General features: G+C 67.5%; 20 protein-coding genes. 10 read left to right on the forward strand and 10 right to left on the reverse strand.

What is annotated here, in order from left to right; genetic code table 11:
- Nucleotides 1-96: 96 nt before the first annotated feature.
- Nucleotides 97-1,437, reverse strand: coding sequence for a replication-associated recombination protein A (locus KF892_09525; GenBank protein ID MBX3625239.1), 1,341 nt, complete (start codon nt 1,435-1,437; stop codon nt 97-99).
- Nucleotides 1,438-1,529: 92 nt separating this feature from the next.
- Between KF892_09525 and KF892_09530 the strand changes: the two genes are divergently transcribed.
- Nucleotides 1,530-2,285 (forward strand): tetratricopeptide repeat protein, encoded by a 756-nt coding sequence (locus KF892_09530; protein MBX3625240.1) that lies wholly within the window; start codon nt 1,530-1,532, stop codon nt 2,283-2,285.
- A gap of 9 nt (nt 2,286-2,294) precedes the next feature.
- On the opposite strand, the gene lolA is transcribed toward KF892_09530, so the two are convergent.
- From lolA to KF892_09545, 3 genes are all read right to left on the reverse strand, one after another.
- Nucleotides 2,295-2,906 (reverse strand): outer membrane lipoprotein chaperone LolA, encoded by a 612-nt coding sequence (gene lolA, locus KF892_09535; GenBank protein ID MBX3625241.1) that lies wholly within the window; start codon nt 2,904-2,906, stop codon nt 2,295-2,297.
- Complete coding sequence (locus tag KF892_09540) at nt 2,903-5,266, reverse strand: DNA translocase FtsK 4TM domain-containing protein (GenBank protein ID MBX3625242.1); 2,364 nt, start codon at nt 5,264-5,266, stop codon at nt 2,903-2,905. The genes lolA and KF892_09540 overlap by 4 nt, the downstream gene beginning before the upstream one ends.
- A 70-nt stretch (nt 5,267-5,336) precedes the next feature.
- Complete coding sequence (locus KF892_09545) at nt 5,337-6,002, reverse strand: Crp/Fnr family transcriptional regulator (GenBank protein MBX3625243.1); 666 nt, start codon at nt 6,000-6,002, stop codon at nt 5,337-5,339.
- Between the two features lie 170 nt (nt 6,003-6,172).
- On the opposite strand from KF892_09545, the gene trxB reads away from it, so the two are divergent.
- The 3 genes from trxB to rpmG all read left to right on the forward strand — a co-directional run bounded on the left by trxB (nt 6,173) and on the right by rpmG (nt 7,669).
- Nucleotides 6,173-7,126 carry a thioredoxin-disulfide reductase gene (gene trxB / locus KF892_09550; protein MBX3625244.1) on the forward strand — a complete coding sequence of 318 codons (954 nt, stop codon included), beginning with the start codon at nt 6,173-6,175 and terminating at the stop codon, nt 7,124-7,126.
- A gap of 127 nt (nt 7,127-7,253) precedes the next feature.
- Entirely contained in the window at nt 7,254-7,487 is a 234-nt protein-coding gene (rpmB, locus tag KF892_09555) for a 50S ribosomal protein L28 (GenBank protein ID MBX3625245.1), read from the forward strand.
- 14 nt (nt 7,488-7,501) lie between these two features.
- Entirely contained in the window at nt 7,502-7,669 is a 168-nt protein-coding gene (gene rpmG / locus KF892_09560; GenBank protein MBX3625246.1) for a 50S ribosomal protein L33, read from the forward strand.
- A gap of 102 nt (nt 7,670-7,771) precedes the next feature.
- Here the strand turns inward: rpmG and KF892_09565 are convergent, their stop codons facing one another.
- Nucleotides 7,772-8,995: a fatty acid desaturase gene (locus KF892_09565; GenBank protein MBX3625247.1), complete on the reverse strand. Its 1,224-nt coding sequence runs from the start codon at nt 8,993-8,995 to the stop codon at nt 7,772-7,774.
- 133 nt (nt 8,996-9,128) lie between these two features.
- Nucleotides 9,129-10,388: an RsmB/NOP family class I SAM-dependent RNA methyltransferase gene (locus KF892_09570; protein ID MBX3625248.1), complete on the reverse strand. Its 1,260-nt coding sequence runs from the start codon at nt 10,386-10,388 to the stop codon at nt 9,129-9,131.
- Nucleotides 10,389-10,411: 23 nt separating this feature from the next.
- Between KF892_09570 and KF892_09575 the strand changes: the two genes are divergently transcribed.
- Entirely contained in the window at nt 10,412-10,648 is a 237-nt protein-coding gene (locus tag KF892_09575) for a DUF1653 domain-containing protein (protein ID MBX3625249.1), read from the forward strand.
- On the opposite strand, the gene KF892_09580 is transcribed toward KF892_09575, so the two are convergent.
- Nucleotides 10,645-11,268, reverse strand: a complete 624-nt coding sequence (locus KF892_09580) for a phosphoribosylglycinamide formyltransferase (GenBank protein MBX3625250.1) — start codon at nt 11,266-11,268, stop codon at nt 10,645-10,647. The genes KF892_09575 and KF892_09580 overlap by 4 nt on opposite strands.
- A gap of 79 nt (nt 11,269-11,347) precedes the next feature.
- On the opposite strand from KF892_09580, the gene KF892_09585 reads away from it, so the two are divergent.
- The 3 genes from KF892_09585 to KF892_09595 are packed head-to-tail and all read left to right on the forward strand — an operon-like array spanning nt 11,348 to nt 14,507.
- Nucleotides 11,348-12,670 (forward strand): tryptophan--tRNA ligase, encoded by a 1,323-nt coding sequence (locus KF892_09585; protein ID MBX3625251.1) that lies wholly within the window; start codon nt 11,348-11,350, stop codon nt 12,668-12,670.
- A 17-nt stretch (nt 12,671-12,687) separates the two neighbouring features.
- Nucleotides 12,688-13,125 carry a DUF3717 domain-containing protein gene (locus KF892_09590; protein ID MBX3625252.1) on the forward strand — a complete coding sequence of 146 codons (438 nt, stop codon included), beginning with the start codon at nt 12,688-12,690 and terminating at the stop codon, nt 13,123-13,125.
- Complete coding sequence (locus KF892_09595; GenBank protein MBX3625253.1) at nt 13,122-14,507, forward strand: MATE family efflux transporter; 1,386 nt, start codon at nt 13,122-13,124, stop codon at nt 14,505-14,507. Before KF892_09590 ends, KF892_09595 begins: the two co-directional genes overlap by 4 nt.
- Here the strand turns inward: KF892_09595 and KF892_09600 are convergent.
- The 3 genes from KF892_09600 to KF892_09610 form a co-directional block, all read right to left on the reverse strand.
- Complete coding sequence (locus KF892_09600) at nt 14,504-15,847, reverse strand: HAMP domain-containing histidine kinase (GenBank protein MBX3625254.1); 1,344 nt, start codon at nt 15,845-15,847, stop codon at nt 14,504-14,506. The genes KF892_09595 and KF892_09600 overlap by 4 nt on opposite strands.
- Nucleotides 15,844-16,551: a response regulator transcription factor gene (locus tag KF892_09605; GenBank protein MBX3625255.1), complete on the reverse strand. Its 708-nt coding sequence runs from the start codon at nt 16,549-16,551 to the stop codon at nt 15,844-15,846. The genes KF892_09600 and KF892_09605 overlap by 4 nt, the downstream gene beginning before the upstream one ends.
- A gap of 77 nt (nt 16,552-16,628) precedes the next feature.
- Complete coding sequence (locus KF892_09610; protein MBX3625256.1) at nt 16,629-17,240, reverse strand: Spy/CpxP family protein refolding chaperone; 612 nt, start codon at nt 17,238-17,240, stop codon at nt 16,629-16,631.
- A gap of 194 nt (nt 17,241-17,434) precedes the next feature.
- Between KF892_09610 and KF892_09615 the strand changes: the two genes are divergently transcribed.
- On the forward strand, nt 17,435-18,574 hold the full coding sequence (locus KF892_09615; GenBank protein ID MBX3625257.1) for a GGDEF domain-containing protein: 1,140 nt from the start codon (nt 17,435-17,437) through the stop codon (nt 18,572-18,574).
- A 10-nt stretch (nt 18,575-18,584) separates the two neighbouring features.
- On the forward strand, nt 18,585-19,709 hold the full coding sequence (locus KF892_09620) for a GGDEF domain-containing protein (protein ID MBX3625258.1): 1,125 nt from the start codon (nt 18,585-18,587) through the stop codon (nt 19,707-19,709).
- Nucleotides 19,710-19,802: the final 93 nt, after the last annotated feature.

Raw genomic sequence — 19,802 nt, forward strand, 5'->3', positions numbered from 1 at the left:
TGGACGCCGGGGCTCTGTCTGATGTCTGGGCTGTGACGGGGGCGATTCTAGGGGGCCACCTGAGCGGGGCCTGCTGCGCGTTTCCCCGTACAGCCATCAGCGATTCTTGCGCTTGTCTCCCTCTGTGGAGCGCTCGCGTGCTTCGTCATTGAGGCGCCTCAACTCCTGGAGCCGTTCCCCTATTTTCAGCTCGAGACCACGCTCGACCGGCTGGTAGAAGCGCTGCGGCGCGAGCTTGTCGGGCCAGTAGTTCTCACCGGCCGCGAAGCCGCCGGGCTCGTCGTGCGCGTAGCGGTAGTCGCGCCCGTAGTCGAGGTCCTTCATGAGCTTGGTCGGTGCGTTGCGCAGGTGAAGCGGCACCGGGCGGGTGCCGTCTTTCGCGATGAAGGCCCTCACGGTGTTGTAGGCGGTGTAGACCGCATTCGACTTCGGCGCCATCGCGAGAAAGACCACCGCCTGCGCCAGCGCCAGCTCGCCCTCGGGGCTGCCCAATCGCTCATACGTTTCGGCCGCATCGAGCGCCATGCGCAGGGCGCGCGGGTCGGCGAGACCGATGTCTTCGCTGGCCATGCGCACGAGGCGGCGCGAGGCGTAGCGTGGGTCGACACCCCCGTCGAGCATGCGCACGAACCAGTAGAGCGCGGCATCGGGGTCGCTGCCGCGCACGGCCTTGTGCAGGGCCGAGATGGTGTCGTAGAACTGCTCGCCGCCCTTGTCGTAGCGACGCAGTTGCTCGCCGAGCGAGCGCTCCAGTTGCGCTTCGTCGATCGTCTCGGCTTTGGGGTCGGCCATGCGCACGAGGTTCTCGTAGGCATTGAGCAGGCGGCGGGCGTCGCCGTCGGCGTAGCCGATGAGGCGGTCGCGCGCCGCGTCGGTGAGCGGTGGTGCGCCGAGCAGATCGCGGGCGCGCTGCAGGAGCTGCGTCATGTCCTCGTCGGTGAGCGACTTCAGCACATGCACCGTGGCGCGCGAGAGCAAGGCCGAGTTGACCTCGAACGACGGGTTCTCGGTGGTGGCGCCGATGAAGGTGAAGAGGCCCGACTCGACGTGCGGCAGGAAGGCATCCTGCTGCGCCTTGTTGAAGCGGTGCACTTCGTCGACGAACACCACGGTGCGCTTGCCCGTGCCCTGCGCCACCTGCGCTCGCTCGACGGCTTCGCGGATGTCCTTCACACCGCCCAGCACGGCCGAGATCTGGATGAACTGGGCCTCGAAGCCATCGGTCATCAGGCGCGCGAGCGTCGTCTTGCCGACGCCGGGCGGGCCCCAGAGGATCATCGAGTGCAGACGGCCTGACTCGAACGCCACGCGCAAGGGCTTGCCGGGCCCAAGCAGGTGCTGCTGGCCGATCACGTCGGCCAGCGTGCGAGGCCGCAGCCGCTCGGCCAGCGGCGCTTGCACGTCATCGTCTCCCAGGGGCAACTGCAGCGATTCCATGCACAGATTGTCGCAGTCGGGCCCTGCCCCGCTTTCTAGAATGGCGGCATGCCGCGGCCTACAGCGGACGTTCGAGAGAGAGGGAGCCCACCATGCCGATCCTTGCCCTGGTCCACCTGGCCATCGCGGCCTTCTTTGCCGTTCATGCCGTGCGCAACGGGCGGCCCAACTACTGGCTGATGGTGCTCTTCGCGTTCCCGGCGCTCGGCAGCCTGGTGTACTTCTTCGCCGAATACCTGCCCGACATCCGCCACACCCGCACCGGCCGCAACGCCGCGCGGGTGATGCAAGGCCTGGTCGACCCGCAACGCGAGCTGCGCCTCGCCGCCGCCGAGTTCGACCGCACCCCCACCGCGTACAACCGCGCGCAGCTGGCGCGTGCCCTGCTCGCCAAAGGGCAGCTGGAAGATGCCATCGCCCACTACCGCGAGGCGGCCTCAGGCGCCTATGCGAAAGACGTGTCGTTTCTCAAGGGCCTGGCCATTGCCGAGCTCGAAGCCGGGCAGCATGCCGAGGCCGTGGCCACGCTGGAGCGGCTCTTTGCCGCCTCGCCTGAGCACAAGACTGGCGACCTCGCCCTGATGTACGCCGAAGCGCTGCACGGTGCAGGCCGCCCGGAAGCGGCCCAAGCCTTCGAGGTCGTGATCGCAACCGACGGCACGCTCGAAGCGCGCTGCAAGTACGGCCTCTTCCAGAAGCAACGAGGCAACCTCACTACCGCCAGACAGGCCTTCGAGCATGTGCTGGCCGATGCCAAGCGGGGCAACGTACATTCGCGCGACATGAACCGCGAGTGGATCGCGGCCGCCAAGCAAGCCCTCACCGAGATGGAGAGCGCGGCACGCTGAGGCGCTGCCTCACTGCTCGATCAGATCAGCGCCCTTGGGCACGGTGAAGACGAAGGTCTCGGCCTTGATCGGCTCGTTGGCGACGAACTGGCTGAACTGCAGCAGCGAGCGCTGGTTGAACGCATCGACCACTTCGATCGCGCTCAAGGTCTTGCCCTTGAAGCCCACGCGCACCGACTTGAAGCTGCCCTCCTTCGCCTTGGGCGTGGCCTCGACCCAGTCGAGACCGTCCTTCGCAGGCTGAGCGGCCAGGTCGAAGTCTTTCTCCAGCGAGCCACCGGCCAGCAGCGCCGCCGGTGTGGCGCCGAGGGCCTGGCTGAACTTGCGCGAGCTGGCCTGGTTCAGGTCGGCGTCGTAGATCCAGACCTTCTGGCCGTCGGCCACGATCACCTGCTCGAAGGGCTTGAGGTAGGTAAAGCGAAAACGATTGGGGCGCGAGAACTCGAACTTGCCGCTCGACGTTTTCTTCTTCGCCCCATCGGGCGAGGTGACGGTCTGCGTGAACTCGGCGCGGCCCGACTTCACGTCGCGCACGAATTCCTTCAGCGTGTCGACCGCGGTTTGTGCGCTGGCTGTGGCGGCAGCAACCATCAGCAACATCGAGACAAGAATCTTCTTCATTCGCTGCGGGCCGGGACGATGATGTCGCGGTTGCCGTTGGTGGACATGGCACTTACGAGGCCGGATTTCTCCATTTGTTCCAGCAGTCTGGCTGCACGGTTGTAGCCAATGCGCAAATGGCGCTGCACGAGCGAGATCGAGGCTCGGCGGTGTTGCAGGACCACGGCCACGGCTTGGTCGTACATCGGGTCGTTCTCGCCGCCACCACCGCCCGGCATGTCGGCCGTGCTCGGGTCGCCCTCGCCATCGAGCGTGCCGCCTTCGAGGATGCCCTCGATGTAGTTGGGCTCGCCCTGTTGCTTGAGGTAGTCGACCACGCGGTGCACTTCCTCGTCGCTCACGAAGGCACCGTGCACGCGCACCGGCAGGCCGGTGCCCGAGGCCATGTAGAGCATGTCGCCCATGCCGAGCAGCGCCTCGGCGCCCATCTGGTCGAGGATGGTGCGGCTGTCGATCTTGCTGCTGACCTGGAACGAGAGGCGCGTCGGGATGTTGGCCTTGATGAGGCCGGTGATCACGTCGACGCTCGGGCGCTGTGTGGCGAGGATCAGGTGGATGCCGGCGGCACGCGCCTTCTGCGCGAGGCGGGCGATGAGTTCTTCGATCTTCTTGCCGACGACCATCATCAGGTCGGCCAGCTCGTCGATCACCACCACGATGTGCGGCAAGCGCTCCAGCGGCTCGGGCTGCTCAGGCGTGAGGCTGAACGGGTTGGGCATGGACTCGCCGCGCTCGGTGGCCTCGGCGATCTTCTTGTTGTAGCCGGCGAGGTTGCGCACACCGAGCTTGCTCATCAGCTTGTAGCGGCGCTCCATCTCGCCCACACACCAGTTGAGCGCGTTGCCGGCCTGCTTCATGTCGGTGACGACCGGCGCCAGCAGGTGCGGGATGCCTTCGTACACGCTCATCTCCAGCATCTTGGGGTCGATGAGGATGAGCCGCACATCGCGTGCTTCGGCCTTGTAGAGCAGCGACAGGATCATCGCGTTGATGCCCACCGACTTGCCTGAGCCGGTGGTGCCGGCCACGAGGCAGTGCGGCATCTTCGCGAGGTCGGCCACCACCGGTGCGCCGATGATGTCCTTGCCGAGGCCCATCGTCAGCTGCGAGGCGGCGTCGTTGTAGACCTGCGAGCCGAGGATTTCGCTCAGGCGGATGGTCTGCCGCTTGGCGTTGGGCAGCTCCAGCGCCATGTAGTTCTTGCCCGGGATCACCTCGACGACGCGGATGCTCACGAGGCTCAAGGAGCGCGCCAAATCCTTCGCGAGGTTGACGATCTGCGATCCCTTCACGCCGGTGGCGGGCTCGATCTCGTAGCGCGTGATCACCGGGCCGGGTGACGCGGCGACGACCCGCACTTCGACGCCGAAGTCCTTCAGCTTCTTCTCGATGAGGCGCGACGTCATCTCGAGCGTCTCAGGCGTCACCGTTTCCTGGCGGCCGGGCGCGGCATCGAGCAGGTCGACCTGCGGCAGCTTGGTGTCGGCGAGCTCGGTGAAGAGCGGCTTCTGGCGCTCCTTCACCACACGCTCCGACTTCGGCACTTCGATCACCGGTGTCTCGATCACGATGGGCACGTGCTCCTCGTGCAGCTGGTGCTCGACCTCGACCACGTGCTCACGCTCACGCACCGCGCGCTCGCCGATGCGCTGGTCTTCGGCCCGCTCGATGCGCTCGACACGCTTCTCACGCAGCGAATCGACCCACTGGCCGATGCCCTCCGCCGTGCGCAGCCACGAGAAGCGGAACGCCAGCGCGAGGCCCGCCACCAGCATCGCGATCCACAGCACGCCCGAGCCGGCGAACCCCAGCCAGCGCTGGCTGACGGGGCCCAGCAGATAACCCAGCACACCGCCGGCGTTGCCACCCGCCACATGCGGTTCGAATTGGTAGAGGCGCGTCCATTCGAGCGCGGAGCTGGCGCACATCAGCAGCGCCACGCCCACCCAGAACATCCACAACGGCGCCTGCGGTCGATGTGCATGAGCAGGTTCGCCGCCGCGCAGCACCCGCGCCAGCGCGCTCAGCCAGGCACGCAGGCTGATCAACATGCCCCACCAGGCCGAGTAGCCGAAGAGCACGAAGGCGATGTCGGAGAAACGGGCCCCGAGCGCACCGATCTTGTTGATCGGTACGGCCGCGCTCCCGGAGGTCGAGAAGGCAGCGTCGGCCGCGTTGTGCGTGGCCAGCGCAATCAGCGCCAGCAACCACAACACGCCACCGACGAGCACGCCGAAGCGCGTGCGCAGGCCGACCGGAGTCATGGGGGTGGAAGCAGGAGCCCCGTCGCGGGTGTAGGTGCCGGCAGCCGAGGCCGCCGAGCCGCCTTCGGGGCGTAGCGATCCGAGGGGAAACGTCATGCAGCCATTGTGGCCGATGCGGTGTGGCGACTCATCCGAATCGCCCCACGGAGACGGGCCCAAGCGAGGGTCAGCCCGTCAGGCGTTCCTTGATGATGACCGAGCCGTTTTCCTGCGTCTCGACCATGCCGCGGTCTTCGAGGTCTTTCATGACGCGGCTGACCATCTCGCGCGACGCGCCGACGATCTTGGCCATGTCTTGGCGCGAGACCTTGTTGCGGATGATCTTCACGTCGCCGTCGTCTTCGGCCATGTCGAGCAGCGAGCGGGCCACGCGGCCGTAGACGTCGAGCAGGGCCAGCGATTCGATCTGGCGGTCGGCGCTGCGCAGGCGTTGCACCAGGCCGCGCATGATGGCGTAGGAGAGGCTGGAGTTCTCGGGCAGGCAGCGCGCGAACTCGGCACGGCCGAGGATCAGCATGTCGGTCTGCACCTCGGCGCGCACGGTCGCCGAGTGCGGCTCGTTGTCGATCAGGCTCATCTCGCCGACGTAGTTGCCAGGGTGCAGCACGGCAAGGATGACCTCACGCCCACGGGAGTCGGAGGTCAGCACGCGTGCGCGACCCGTGAGCAGAATGAACAATGCGTTCGACTTCTTGCCATGCTCGACGATGATCTCTCCGCGGCGGAAGCGGCGCTTCACCACGCTGTCGGCGATGGCCGTGGCCTGCTCGTTGGTCAGCAGGGAAAACAGCGGCACGCGCCGGATCAAGTCCAGATTGGACAACATGGCCATCGGAGAACCTCCTTGTTGTGGGATGCGCAGCCCGTGAAATCTAAACGTGGAAAACTCACGTTTCCCTAGCATATCGGCAATTGTCGCCATTACATGAATTGATGCCAGTCGGCGTCAACCCCATGTCAGACTGACGCCCTCGCGCTGCTTTTCGCCTTCTCTGATCCGCCATGACACAGAACAACACCCAACACGCCCAGGTCCTGATCCTCGGCTCCGGCCCTGCGGGCTACACCGCCGCCATCTATGCGGCACGCGCCAATCTGAAGCCGATGCTCGTGACGGGCATCGCCCAGGGTGGCCAGCTCATGACCACCACCGAAGTCGACAACTGGCCGGCCGACGTGATGGGCGTGCAAGGGCCAGAGCTGATGCAACGCTTCCTCCAGCACGCCGAGCGTTTCAACACGCAGATCGTGTTCGACCACATCAACACCGTCGACTTCTCCAAGCGCCCGTTCACGCTCAAAGGCGACTCGGGCACCTACACCTGCGATGCACTCATCATCGCCACCGGCGCGTCGGCCAAGTACCTCGGCCTGCCGTCTGAAGAAGCCTTCATGGGACGCGGCGTCAGCGGCTGCGCAACCTGCGATGGATTCTTCTATCGGGGCCAGGAAGTGTGCGTGGTGGGCGGCGGCAACACGGCGGTCGAAGAAGCGCTGTACCTGTCCAACATCGCGAGCAAGGTGCACCTGATCCATCGCCGCGACAAGTTCCGCGCCGAGGCCATCCTGATCGACAAGCTGATGGAGAAGGTCGCCGCGGGAAAGATGCAGTTGCACCTGTGGCAAACGCTCGACGAAGTGCTGGGCGATGCCTCCGGCGTGACCGGCGTGCGCATCAAGAGCACACAAGACGGCACCACCAGCAACATCGACGTCAAGGGCTGCTTCATCGCCATCGGCCACCAGCCCAACACCGACATCTTCAAGGGGCAGCTGGAGATGAAGGACGGCTACATCGTCACCCAGAGCGGCCTGAACGGCATGGCGACGATGACCAGCGTGCCCGGCGTCTTTGCCGCCGGCGACGTGCAGGACCACATCTACCGCCAGGCCATCACCAGTGCCGGCACCGGCTGCATGGCGGCGCTGGACGCACAGCGTTTCCTCGGCCATTGACAGCGGTCGGACGCCCAGGGTAGGCAGGCACGGAAAAGCGGGCTATACTCGTCGTCTTTGCCGAAACCGGCTGCGCATTCCTTGCACAGCCTCGGCTCCAGTTAAACAGATCACACGGAGAAGCGTCATGGCACGCGTCTGTCAAGTCACGGGCAAGGGCCCGATGGTGGGCAACAACGTTTCCCACGCCAACAACAAGACCAAGCGCCGTTTCCTGCCCAACCTGCAATACCGCCGGTTCTGGCTCGAAAACGAAAACCGCTGGGTGCGCCTGCGCATCTCCAATGCGGCACTGCGCCTGATCGACAAGGTGGGCATCGAGCAGGTCGTCGCCGACCTGCGCGCCCGCGGCGAAATCTAAGTTAGGAGCCGATCATGGCAAAAGGTGGACGCGAAAAGATCAAGCTGGAATCGTCAGCCGGCACCGGTCACTTCTACACGACCGACAAGAACAAGAAGACCACGCCCGAGAAGATCGAAATCATGAAGTTCGATCCGAAGGCTCGCAAGCACGTGATGTACAAGGAAACGAAGCTGAAGTAATTCGGCTCCGCTCCAATGAAGAACCCGCCAACGGCGGGTTTTTTGTTGCCGAAAAAGAAGGGCCCGCAAAGCGGGCCCGCCTTCGTCTCTTGCCGACAGGCGTTACGCGTGGGCGGCGCGCAGCTTCAGGGCGAATTCCTGGAGCGCGGCGATGCCGCTCTCTTCCGCCTTCTTGCACCAAGCCTGCAGATCGGCCACAAGTTGCTCGGCCGACACATTGGTGCGCGTCCACAGCGAGCGCAGCTCTTCGCGCATGGCGACCAGCTTGACCAGCGCCGGGCTCTGGTCACGTGCACTCTCGACCGCAGCCTTCACATGGCTCGGGATCTTGTCGGCGTCACGGTGCAGCCAACGACGCGCCAGGCGCATGTTGGCCAGCTTGGCATTGGCCCCGGCGCCTTCGGCCTTCAGGCGCTTCACTTCGGTCGCACAGGCAACACGCAGGTCGCGGGCGTACTTGGCCATCACCTCGTAGCGGTTGGCGATCAGCGCCTCGAGCGTCTTGGAATCGGCCACCGGCTTGATGTTGCCCAGCTTGAGCATCGGCGGCGTCTTGCGGACCTTGGCCAAGCCGATCATCTCCAGACCGCGGATGTAAGCCCAGCCGATGTCGAACTCGTACTTCTTCACCGACAGCTTGGCGCTCGTCGGGTAGGTGTGGTGGTTGTTGTGCAGCTCTTCGCCGCCAATGATGATGCCCCAGGGCGACACGTTGGTGCTCGCGTCCGGCGCCTCGAAATTGCGGTAGCCCCACCAGTGGCCGAGGCCGTTGATGATGCCGGCGGCGGTGATCGGGATCCACAGCATTTGCACCGCCCAGACGGTCAGGCCGACCGCTCCGAACAGCATCAGGTTGAGGATGAGCATGATGCCCACGCCCTGCCAGGTGAAGCGGCTGTAGACGTTGCGCTCCATCCAGTCATCGGGCGTGCCGTGGCCGAACTTGGCGAGCGTCTCCTGGTTCTTCGCCTCGGCGCGATAGAGCTCGCTGCCGGTCAGCAGCACGGTCTTGATGCCATGTGCCACGGGACTGTGCGGGTCGTCTTGCGTCTCGCACTTGGCGTGGTGCTTGCGGTGGATGGCCACCCACTCCTTGGTGACCATGCCCGTGCCCAGCCAAAGCCAGAGGCGGAAGAAGTGGGAGGGGATGGCGTGGAGATCGAGGGCGCGGTGGGCTTGCGAACGATGCAGGAAGATCGTGACCGCCGCGATCGTGATGTGCGTCGTGGCCAGGGTGTACAGCACGATCTGCCACCAGGACGCATCCACCAGACCACCGGCCAGCCAAGCGACCAGACCATTCCACAGAGACATCATTTCGTTCATCAGCTACCTTGAAACCGTCACACCCAAATGGGTGTGTCATTGTAGAGGGGGCCCTCCAGCCGGAATCCGGAAAACCGAGAGGTTTGCACGCCTTGTCTTCCGGATCTGAAGGCGGCGGTTGGAGAGTTCAAGCTCAGCCGCGTTCCCACACCGCCGCAAAAAAGCCATCGGTGCCGTGACGGTGTGGCCACAAGCGCAGGAAATCCCCTCGGACCAGCCCCTCCGCTCCCGACACGTGGGCTTTCTCCAGCAGCAGAGCGGCGGGGAGCACCTTGAATGCCTTGCCCTGGGCAGCCGTGAATTCCGTCACGATCGATTCGTTCTCTTGCTCCAGGACGCTGCAGGTCGCGTAGACAAGCCGCCCGCCGGGTTTCACCAGGCGTGCCGCGCTCGCCAGGATTGCCCCTTGTTTCACACGCAATTCCTCGATCGACTCGGGTGATTGCCGCCATTTCAGGTCGGGATTGCGACGCAGCGTGCCCAGGCCCGAACACGGTGCGTCGACCAGCACCCGGTCGATCTTGCCGGCCAAGCGCTTGATCCGCTCATCGCGCTCGTGGGCGATCTGCGCCGGGTAGACGTTCGACAGCCCGCTGCGCGCCAGCCGCGGCTTCAAGGCCGCCAGGCGGTGCCCGGACGTGTCGAACGCATAGAGCCGGCCCGTGTTGCGCATCGCCGCGCCGAGCGCCAGCGTCTTGCCGCCCGCGCCAGCGCAGAAGTCGACCACCATCTCGCCGCGCTTCGGGTCGGTCAGCAGCGAGAGCAGCTGACTGCCTTCGTCCTGCACTTCCACATCGCCGCGGGTGAAGACGTCGAGCTTGTTCAGCGCCGGTTTGCCCTGCACGCGCAGGCCCCAGGGTGAATAGGGCGTGGGCTGGGCGTCGATGCGCGCATCGGCCAGCGCCTTCGCCACGTCTTCGCGCTTGGCCTTGAAGGTGTTGACGCGCAGGTCGAGCGGCGCGCTTTCGTTGAGGCTTTCCACCAGCGGCCAGAACTCGTCGCCAAGCTGGGCCTTCAGCATGTCGGCCAGCCACTCGGGCAGGTTGTGGCGCAGCTTCTCGGGCAAGGCCGTGCGGTCGACCTTCTGCACCTGGGCCAGCCATTGCTGCTCGGGCTCGCTCAACGCGGCACGCAGGAAACCCTCGTTGCCCTGCCACGCGAGCACGGCCAGGCGCCGCTCCATCTCGCCCTTGCCCGACTGCGCCAGGTGCTGGTACAGCAGGCGCTGGCGCAGCACGGTGTAGGTGGTCTCGGCGAGCGTGTGGCGCTCGCGCTGGCCGAGCGCGCGGTTGGCACGAAAGAAATCGGAGACCACACGGTCGGCCGGTGAGTCGAACTGCAGGACCTTGTGCAGCAGATCGGTGGCAAGTTCGAGCAAGGCGTTGGGATGCATCGCGCGATTATCCTTGGCCCACCATGAGCACCGACGACCTGACGCCCCTGCCCGAGACCCCGCCGGGCCGCTACCGCCACTACAAGGGCCATGAGTACGAGGTCATCGGCGTGGCCCGCCACAGCGAAACGCTGGAGCCGCTCGTCGTCTACCGACCGCTCTACAACACGAGCGGCCTGTGGGTGCGGCCACACACAATGTTCTTCGAAGACGTCGAGATCGACGGCGTGCGCCGCCCCCGCTTCGCGCGCATCGGCTAGAGCAGCTGCGGCTCGCCCTTGATCTGCGTGACCACGCCGTGGTCCACACGCAGCAGCCCGTCGACGAGCCAGCGCACCGCCTTCGGGTAGAGCAGGTGTTCGCGCGACAGCACGCGCGCGGCCAGCGTCTCTTCGGTGTCCCCCGGCAGCACCGCCACCGTGGCCTGGGCAATGATGGGTCCGTGGTCCAGCTCGGCCGTCACGAAGTGCACCGTGGCGCCCGCCACCTTGCAGCCGGCTTCGATGGCGCGCTGGTGCGTGCCGAGCCCTGGGAATGCCGGCAGCAGCGACGGGTGCACGTTGAGCATGCGGCCTTCGAACTGCGTCACGAAGCCGGGCGTGAGGATGCGCATGAAGCCCGCCAGCACCACCACGTCGGGCGCATGGCCGTTCACCACCCGGGCCAGCTCGGCATCGAAGGCCTCGCGGTCGGTGAAGCGCTTGTGGTCGACCACCGCCGTCGCGATCCCACGCGCTTGTGCGAACTGCAGACCAGCGGCATCGGGCCGGTTGCTGATGACCGCCGCGATGCGCGCCGACCATCCTTCGGTCGCACAAGCCTGGACGATCGCCTCCATGTTGGAGCCTCGGCCAGAGATCAGGATCACGATGTTCTTCATAGGGCCCGGGAGTGTACGAGCCCCCTACGACGCGGACATGACCCGAAAACTACAATCGCGTCCCCCACCGAGACAGCCCATGACCCAACGCGTCCTCACCGGCATCACCACCACCGGCACGCCCCACCTCGGCAACTACGTCGGGGCCATCCGCCCCGCGATCCGCGCGAGCCAGGCGCCAGGTGTCGAAAGCTTCTTCTTTCTCGCCGATTACCACGCCCTCATCAAGTGCGACGACCCGGCGCGCATCGAACGCTCGCGCCTGGAGATCGCCGCCACCTGGCTCGCCGCCGGGCTCGACACGCGCCGCGTCACCTTCTACCGCCAGAGCGACATCCCCGAGACGCCCGAGCTCACCTGGCTGCTCACCTGCGTCACGTCCAAAGGCCAGATGAACCGCGCGCACGCCTACAAGGCCGCGGTCGACGCCAACGTGGCGGCAGGCGAGGACCCCGACGCCAACATCACGATGGGCCTCTACAGCTACCCCATCCTGATGGCTGCCGACATCCTGCTCTTCAACGCGCACCGTGTGCCCGTCGGCCGCGATCAAGTGCAGCACATCGAGATGGCGCGCGACGTGGCGCAGCGCTTCAACCACCTCTTCGGCAACGGCCGCGAGCTCTTCGTGCTGCCCAACGCCGAGGTCGAGGAAGAAGTGGCCACGCTGCCCGGGCTCGACGGCCGCAAGATGTCGAAGAGCTACGACAACACCATCCCGCTCTTCGAAGGCGGCGCCAAGGGCCTGAAGGACGCAGTGGCGCGCATCGTCACCGACTCGCGACTGCCCGGCGAGCCGAAGGACCCGGACAGCTGTTCGCTCGTCACCATCTACGACGCCTTCGCCACCCCCGACCAGCGCGCCCAGATGCGCGCCGACCTGCGCGCCGGCCTCGGCTGGGGTGACGCGAAGCAGCGCACCGTCGAGCTGATCGAGTCGCACCTCGGCCCGATGCGTGCGCGCTACGAAGAGCTGATGGCCCACCCCGAGCGCGTGGAAGACGCACTGATGGAAGGTGCTGCCAAGGCGCGCGCCGTCGCCACGCCGCTGTTGCAGGAGCTGCGCGAGGCCGTCGGCCTGCGCAAGATGGTGGCGCTGCCCAAGACACAGAAGACGACTGCCGCCAAGGCCACCGCCCTGCCCCTCTTCAAGCAGTACCGCGAGAACGACGGCCGCTTCTACTTCAAGCTCACCGCCGCCAACGGCACGACGCTGCTGCAAAGCAGCGGCCTCGCCGACGGCCGCGAAGCCGGCCAGTGGGTCAAGCGGCTGAAGACCGAAGGGAGCAAGGTGCTCGACGAGGCCCCGGTCGAATTCGTCGACCGTGCCGGCGTGGAAGCGGCGCTGGCCGAATTGCTCGTCGCGGCCGTCGCTGACAACAAAGCCGAGAACAAGGCTTGACGACCACGGCGCCCCGCATGGCCGGCATCCACATCACCGACATCGAGTCCGCCATCAACTGGTGGCGCGAGCGCTCGCCCTCACCCGACGGCATCACCGCCTGCAAGGAAGTGCTGGCGCTCGCCGAGGTGTACGCGCTGATGGTGTACTACCACGAGCCGGAGTGCGACGAAGACACCATGCCGCCCAAGGCGCGCGACGCCTGGCTCGCCTGGTACGCGAGCACTCCCGACGCGCCCTGCATCGCCATCTGCTCCACGAGCCAGGGTGACGACGTCTGCAAGGGCTGTGGCCGCACCTTCGACGAAGTGCAGAACTGGACGGTGATGACCCCGTCGGAGAAGCGCCAGACCTGGCGCCGCATCACCTTCGAAGGCACCGCCTGGCGCTTCAACCGCTACAGCGAACGCGCGCCCGACGCGCAACCAGCCCCGACCACCGAGGGCGCTGCTTGACGGCAGCCCCCACCACCACAGGTCTTCTCGACAGCGCACGCCGCATCGTGCCGCTCGCCTGGCCGGTCTTCGTGGGTCAGGTGGCGGTGCTCGCCTTCAGCACCGTCGACACGGTGATGGTCGCCCGCTATTCGGCGCTCGACCTCGCAGCCCTCGCGGTGGGCGCCGCCGCCTACATCACCATCTTCGTGGGCTTCATGGGCATGGTGCTGGCCATCGGCCCGATCGCCGGCCAGCTCTTCGGTGCGCAGAAGACGGAAGAAGCCGGCGCGCAGCTGCACCAGGCGATCTGGGTCGCGCTCGGCTTGTCAGCGCTGGGCAGCGCGCTGCTGCTGATGCCGGCGCCCTTCCTCTACGCCGCGCAGGCCAAGCCCGAAGTGGCCGAGAAGGTGCAGGCCTACCTCGGCTACCTCGCACTCGCCCTGCCGCCCTCGCTCACCTTCCAGGCGTTCCGGGGCTTCAACACCGCGGTCTCGCGTCCCAAGGTGGTGATGGCGCTGCAGCTCGGCGCACTCGCCCTCAAGGTGCCGCTCAACGCGCTCTTCATCTACGGCCTGCCGGCGCTGCACATCGCCGCGATGGGAGCGGCCGGCTGCGGGCTCGCCAGCGCCATCGCGATGTGGGCGCAGCTCGCCATCGCCTGGTGGGTGCTGCGTCGTGACCCGTTCTACGCGCCCTTCGGGCTCCACGTGACACGCCTCAACGCACCGCATTGGCCGAGCCTCAAGGAGCTGCTGCGCCTGGGCATCCCGATGGGCCTGTCGATCCTCATCGAAGTCACCGGCTTCACCTTCATGGCGATCTTCATTTCGCGCATCGGCACCACCGAAGTGGCGGGGCACCAGCTGGCGGCCAACCTGGTGTCGCTGATGTTCATGATGCCGCTGGGCATTGCCAACGCCACCACCACGCTCGTCGCGCAGGGCATCGGGGCCGGGCGGCATGCCGACGCGCAGCGCCTGGGCTGGCACGGCCTGCAGATCGGCGCGATCGTTGCCACGGTGCTCGGCACCACCGTCTACCTGCTGCGCGAGCCGGTGCTGCGCGCGTACACCGACAACACCGTCATCGTGGCGGCGGCGATGCCGCTGCTGGCCTTCGTCGCGATCTTCCACGTGGCCGATGCCACCCAGACGGTGGCCTCGTTCGTGATGCGCGCCTACCGCGTGGCCACGGCGCCGATGGTGATCTATGCGGTGGCGCTGTGGGGCGTGGGCCTCGGCGGCGGCTATGTGCTCGCGTTCAACCTGACCGGCCTGACGCCCGAGCCGCTGCTGGGCGCACGTGGCTTCTGGGCGGCTTCGGTCACGGGGCTGGTGCTGTCAGGGGTCGGTCTGTGCTCGCTGATGGCCTGGGTGCTGCGGCACAAAGGCCACGACTAGGCTCTCGGAAAGACCAGCTCGAAGCAGCTGCCGCCACCTTCGCGGCCGGTGCAGCGCACGCTGCCACCGTGGCGCTCGGCGATCTGCTTCACGAGGCTCAGCCCCAGGCCCACGCCGCCTGCCTGCTCGGCGTGGCCGGGCAATCGGTAGAAGGCCTCGAAGATGCGCTCGCGCTGGGCCTCGGGCACGCCGGGGCCCCGGTCGCACACCTGCACGGTCGCCTGGTTGCCGCTGCCATCGACCCTGACGGTGATGTCGTCACCGCCATAACGGCGTGCGTTCTCCAGCAGGTTGCGCAGGGCACGGCGCAGCAGGCGCTCGTCGCCGGCCACGGTGGCCGAGGCGCCGTCCACGGCCGCGTCCACCCGCGCGCCTTCTTCCGCCGCCAGCGCCAGCAGGTCCACCGGGTCGCGTTTGTCGACCCGCTGCACCGCATCGAGCCGGCTTGCGAGCAGCACCTCTTCGACCAGCGCGTCGAGCTCACCCACGTTGGTCTCGATCTCGCGCTTCAACCGCAGCGACTGCTCGGGCGAGGCGCCATCGAGCATCTGCACCGCCATCTTCATGCGTGCAAGCGGCGAGCGCAGCTCATGGCTCGCATTCGCCAGCAGCGACTGGTGCGAGCGCACCAGGTTCTGGATGCGCTCGGCCGCGAGGTTGAAGCTCGCCGCCACCGCGGCCACCTCGTCGCGCCCGCTCACCTCCACACGGTGATGCAGCTGGCCGGCACCAAACTGCTCTACGCCTTTCTTCAGGGCCTGCAGGCGGCGCGTGAGGTGGCGCACGGCCGGCCAGGCGCCCGCGGCCACGGCGACGAAGAGCAGCACCAGCAGCACCACCGGCCCGAAGCCCTGCCAGGCCGGCGGCATGAAGGGCAACAGGGGAGGCGGCAAGGGGCGCAGCACGTCGCCTTTCACCCCGCCCCCGCCCTGCCCGGCGATGGCGCGCAGACGGGCCCCCGCTGCCTGGCGCAGCACCCACAGCGTGCGCCCGTCGTCGAGCGGCACAGCATGCAGCCGGCCGCCGCCCTCGGCCTGCCGTCGCAGGAAGGATTCGGAGGTCGCGATGCGCACCCCCGCGCGGTCGTCGAGCGCCAAAGGCAGGCGCAGGCGCTGCGACCATTCCGCCAGCGCCGCCGCCTGCTCGCCAACGGGCGCTTCGGGCGCCGGCAAGGCCCGCTGGATCAGGTCACCCCAGGCGCCCATGCGCTCGGACACCGCCGACTCGGTGAGCTGCCGCTCCCGCTGCACCTGCCGCTGGAAAAGCCACCCCGAGCCGAAGGCGAACAGCAGCAGCACCGCCACCACCGTCAGGTAGATGCGCAGCGTGAGGGTTCTCACTCTTCAGCGTCCTGCTTCTTCGCGAACACGTAACCCGCACCGCGCACCGTCAGCACCCGTTTGGGCGCCTTGGCGTCGTCTTCGATCACGGCGCGGATGCGCGAGATGTGCACGTCGATCGAGCGGTCGAAGGCTTCGAGCGGGTGGCCTTTGAGGCTGTCCATGATCTGGTCGCGCGAGAGCACACGCCCGGGGCTTTGCGCCAGCACCACCAGCAGGTCGAACTGGTGGCTGGTCAGGTCGCAAGGCTTGCCTTCGAGGCGCGCCACGCGGGCGCCCAGGTCGATCTCGAGCCGGCCGAAACGCAGCACCTCGTCGGCGTTGTCGTCGGGCGCGGCGCGGCGCAGCAGCGCTTTCACGCGGGCCAGCAACTCGCGCGGCTCGAAGGGCTTGGGCAGGTAGTCGTCGGCGCCCAGCTCCAGGCCGACGATCCGGTCCATCGGCTCGCCGCGGGCGGTGAGCATGAGCAGCGGCAGCTTGCGGGTGCGCGGCTCGCCGCGCAGCTCGCGGCACAGGTCGAGGCCGTCGCCATCGGGCAGCATCAGGTCGAGCAGCAGGGCGTCGAAGGCCTCGGCGGCCAGGCGCCCGCGGCCCTCGGCGAGCGAGCCCGCCAACTCGACCTTGTAGCCGGCGTTGCCCAGGTAGTCGCCCACCATCGCCGAAAGGCGGGCATCGTCATCGATCATCAACAGGCGAGCACTCATGACTGCGGCATCCATCGAATCGCCCCCCAGCACGGGCTGCGGGGCCGAGGCCGAATCAGACCACAAGCCGGCGGGCTTCATTGCGCAGGGGCCGATGCCGCACCGCGGCGCTGCATCGAGCGCTGCTGCATCGCTTCCTTCATGCGCTCGTGGCGCGCCTGGGCCTGCTGCGCCAGCTTGGCGCGCTGCTCGGGCGAGAGCACCGCGCTGATGTCGAGCAGGGCCTGGGTGATGCGCTTGCTGGCCAGGTCTTGCTGCGCCAGCAGCTGGGCGCGGTTGGCCTCCACAGCCCGGGCGTCGACCACCGGGGCGGTGAAGAGCTGCATGCCCTGGGTGCGCAGCCCGCGCGCGGTCTCGCGGATGGGCTTCAGGTCGGCCGCTGCGGCGCGGGCGATCTGCTTGACCTGGGTGCGCTGGGCGTCGGTGGCGTCAACACCCTTGAGGTAACGGTCGACGCCGCGGTCGATGCGCTCGGGCGAGCCCATGAAGAAGCCGTGGCCGCCGACGCCCTCGCCACCCCTCATGCCGTGGTGCATCGTGTGGCGTGGCGGGGCGGCGCCATCGGGCTGCGCCCAGGCCGACAGCGCCACCGCGCCGCCCACCGCGAGCACGCTCGCCAGCACCACGAACCTCACGCCGCGCAGGGTGGCGGCGCCCGAGGTGGCTGCCTGTGTCCGGGTCTCAAACATCTCGTCTCTCCTGCAAACCGGGCCAATTGCCCACGCTGCCACTGTCGGCGCGGCGGGTGAACTGCACGTGGCGGGGGGGTAAAGATGTGTGAACCGTGGAGCCCTGCACAAAACCCGCTCAAGTGAGCTGTTGGCACGGCCGATAAGCTGGCGAAGCGTCTTCCAGGGAACGTCCGGAGACCCCGAATAACACCATGTCGAATGCCGCCATGACCGCACCGCCCCCTGCCTTCGAGCCCCGCGCCGAAGCGGAGGGAGACGCACACGCCCGCACCCGCCGGCGGGTGTGGATGGTGGAATGCGCCGTCATCGGGGCGAGCTACGTCCTGAACGGCGTGCTGATGAGCCTCTTCGCGCTCGGCGGCACGGTGCACTGGAGTGCCGGCGTGTGCTACGGGCTGCCCGGGGTGCTGCTGTCGGCCGCCTGCGTCGGCCTCATCGCCACCGGCGCCAGCGAGCGCACGTCCGACCCCAGCTTCTCGAAGGTGCAGGCCTACGGCAACGCCACGCTCACGCTGATCGGCGTGGCGCTCTTCCCGCAGCTCGCCTTCGCCTACGCGCTGTCGCTCTTCATCCTGATGCTCACGGCCACCTACCGCATGCCCAAGCGGCGGCTGCACGTGATGCTCGCGGTGGTGGTGCTGCTCTTCGCCGCGCTCACCTTCGGCCAGGGCCAGCCGCTCACCGTGCCCGACGGCACGCCGCTGGAGCGCTGGCTGTCGCTGCTCTTCTTCGTGGTCTCGCTCGGGCGCTGCGTGTTCCTGAGCGTGATCAACACCCACAACAACCGCCTGCTGCGCGAGCGCGGCATCGAGATGCAGGCCAAGCTCGCCGAGATCGAGCGCCTGGCCCACCACGACGAATTGACCGGTGTGCTCAACCGCCGCCGCATGATGCACTTCCTCGGCGAGGAGCTGGCCCGCCACGACCGCAACGGTGCCCAGGTGAGCGTGGCCCTGCTCGACCTCGACCACTTCAAGGCGGTGAACGACACCCTCGGCCACCTGGCCGGCGACGAGGTGCTGCGCCGCTTCGCCGCCACCGTGCAGCGCCACACGCGCAACACCGACCGCTTCGGCCGTTACGGCGGCGAAGAATTCCTCGTCATCCTGAACGACGCCACGACCGACGCCGCGCTGCAGGCCATCGAGCGTATGCGCGCCGCCGTGGCCACCGTCGACTGGACCCACCTCTCGCCCGAGCTGCGCGTGACCTTCTCAGCCGGCATCGCCACCTACAACGGCAACGAGTCGGTGGAGGTGCTGCTCAGCCGTGCCGACCTCGGCCTGTACGAAGCCAAGCGCAGCGGCCGCAACTGCAGCCGCGCCCTGTGAGGACCGCCCCATGAGCGAACTCGCCCTCGGTACCACGCCACCCTCGGCGCCAGCCAAGCAACCCCCGCCCGACCGCCGCTTCGCCCACCACCTCAACAACCAGCGGCTCATCATGATGAGCTACCTGATCGACGGGGTGGTGCTCACGGCCTTCCATTTCGCCGGCACCATCGGCTGGACGCCGGTGCTGGCCTACACCGGCTGCGGGCTCCTGATCTCGGCGGTGACCTACGCCCTCATCGCCAGCGGCTGGACACAGCGCTTCCGCGACACCGGCATTGCGGTCTACCAGACCATTCCGGCGCACGCACTGCAACTCGCCTGCATGGCCTGGGTGCCCGAGGTGAGCTTCATGTTCGCCCTGCTGCTCTTCATCGTGTATTGCACGCTGACCCTGTCGCTCGACCCGCTGCGCTCGATCATCGCGTGGGCCATCGCCGCCACGTGCACGGCCGGCGTGCTGGCCGTCGTGGGCACCCCGCTGCACATGCCGAGCAGCACCCTGGCCGAGCAGGTGATCAGCTTCGTCTTCTTCGTGATCACGCTGTGGCGCTGCGTGCTGATCGGCAGCTTCAACCGCCAGATGACGAGCCGCCTCAAGGCACGCGGTCGCGAGCTGGCCGAGCTCACCGCCAAGGTCGACCTGCTGGCCCACCACGACGAGCTCACCGGCGTGATGAACCGCCGCAGCCTCTTTGCCGCGCTGCGCGACGAGCTGCAGCGCGCCGAGCGCGCCAAGGTGCAGCTGTGCGTGGCCATCCTCGACCTCGACCGCTTCAAGCTCGTGAACGACCAGCTCGGCCATCTGGCCGGCGACAAGACGCTCAAGATCTTCGCGAGCACCCTCTCGGCACTCACCCGCAAGGCCGACCGCTTCGGCCGCTACGGCGGTGAAGAATTCCTGCTGGTGATGACAAGCACCGGCCTCGACACCGCCGAGACCCCCATCGAGCGCATGCGCGCGGCCCTGAAAGACACCGACTGGAGCGCCGTCGGCCCCGGCTTCTCGGCCACCTTCTCCTGCGGGCTGGCCGCGTGGCGCCCCGGCGAAACCGCCGAGCAGCTGCTGCAGCGCGCCGACAACGCGCTCTACCGCGCCAAGCGCGACGGGCGCAACTGCACCCGGGTCGACTGATCCCGCGCTTCGTTCGGGCCGAGCCCCCGCTCCATTCAGGCTGAGCCCCGCTCCGTTCGGGCTGAGCCCGTCGAAGCCCAGCCCTTCGACAGG

The sequence above is a fragment of the Rhizobacter sp. genome (assembly GCA_019635355.1).
Lineage (GTDB): Bacteria > Pseudomonadota > Gammaproteobacteria > Burkholderiales > Burkholderiaceae_C > Rhizobacter.

Excerpts from the sequence above, each read along its gene's own strand:
- KF892_09525 (MBX3625239.1), bottom strand. The coding sequence starts at position 1,437 with ATGGAATCGCTGCAGTTGCCCCTGGGAGACGATGACGTGCAAGCGCCG.
- KF892_09530 (MBX3625240.1), top strand. The coding sequence starts at position 1,530 with ATGCCGATCCTTGCCCTGGTCCACCTGGCCATCGCGGCCTTCTTTGCC.
- lolA (MBX3625241.1), bottom strand. The coding sequence starts at position 2,906 with ATGAAGAAGATTCTTGTCTCGATGTTGCTGATGGTTGCTGCCGCCACA.
- KF892_09540 (MBX3625242.1), bottom strand. The coding sequence starts at position 5,266 with ATGACGTTTCCCCTCGGATCGCTACGCCCCGAAGGCGGCTCGGCGGCC.
- KF892_09545 (MBX3625243.1), bottom strand. The coding sequence starts at position 6,002 with ATGGCCATGTTGTCCAATCTGGACTTGATCCGGCGCGTGCCGCTGTTT.
- trxB (MBX3625244.1), top strand. The coding sequence starts at position 6,173 with ATGACACAGAACAACACCCAACACGCCCAGGTCCTGATCCTCGGCTCC.
- rpmB (MBX3625245.1), top strand. The coding sequence starts at position 7,254 with ATGGCACGCGTCTGTCAAGTCACGGGCAAGGGCCCGATGGTGGGCAAC.
- rpmG (MBX3625246.1), top strand. The coding sequence starts at position 7,502 with ATGGCAAAAGGTGGACGCGAAAAGATCAAGCTGGAATCGTCAGCCGGC.
- KF892_09565 (MBX3625247.1), bottom strand. The coding sequence starts at position 8,995 with ATGAACGAAATGATGTCTCTGTGGAATGGTCTGGTCGCTTGGCTGGCC.
- KF892_09570 (MBX3625248.1), bottom strand. The coding sequence starts at position 10,388 with ATGCATCCCAACGCCTTGCTCGAACTTGCCACCGATCTGCTGCACAAG.
- KF892_09575 (MBX3625249.1), top strand. The coding sequence starts at position 10,412 with ATGAGCACCGACGACCTGACGCCCCTGCCCGAGACCCCGCCGGGCCGC.
- KF892_09580 (MBX3625250.1), bottom strand. The coding sequence starts at position 11,268 with ATGAAGAACATCGTGATCCTGATCTCTGGCCGAGGCTCCAACATGGAG.
- KF892_09585 (MBX3625251.1), top strand. The coding sequence starts at position 11,348 with ATGACCCAACGCGTCCTCACCGGCATCACCACCACCGGCACGCCCCAC.
- KF892_09590 (MBX3625252.1), top strand. The coding sequence starts at position 12,688 with ATGGCCGGCATCCACATCACCGACATCGAGTCCGCCATCAACTGGTGG.
- KF892_09605 (MBX3625255.1), bottom strand. The coding sequence starts at position 16,551 with ATGAGTGCTCGCCTGTTGATGATCGATGACGATGCCCGCCTTTCGGCG.
- KF892_09610 (MBX3625256.1), bottom strand. The coding sequence starts at position 17,240 with ATGTTTGAGACCCGGACACAGGCAGCCACCTCGGGCGCCGCCACCCTG.
- KF892_09615 (MBX3625257.1), top strand. The coding sequence starts at position 17,435 with ATGTCGAATGCCGCCATGACCGCACCGCCCCCTGCCTTCGAGCCCCGC.
- KF892_09620 (MBX3625258.1), top strand. The coding sequence starts at position 18,585 with ATGAGCGAACTCGCCCTCGGTACCACGCCACCCTCGGCGCCAGCCAAG.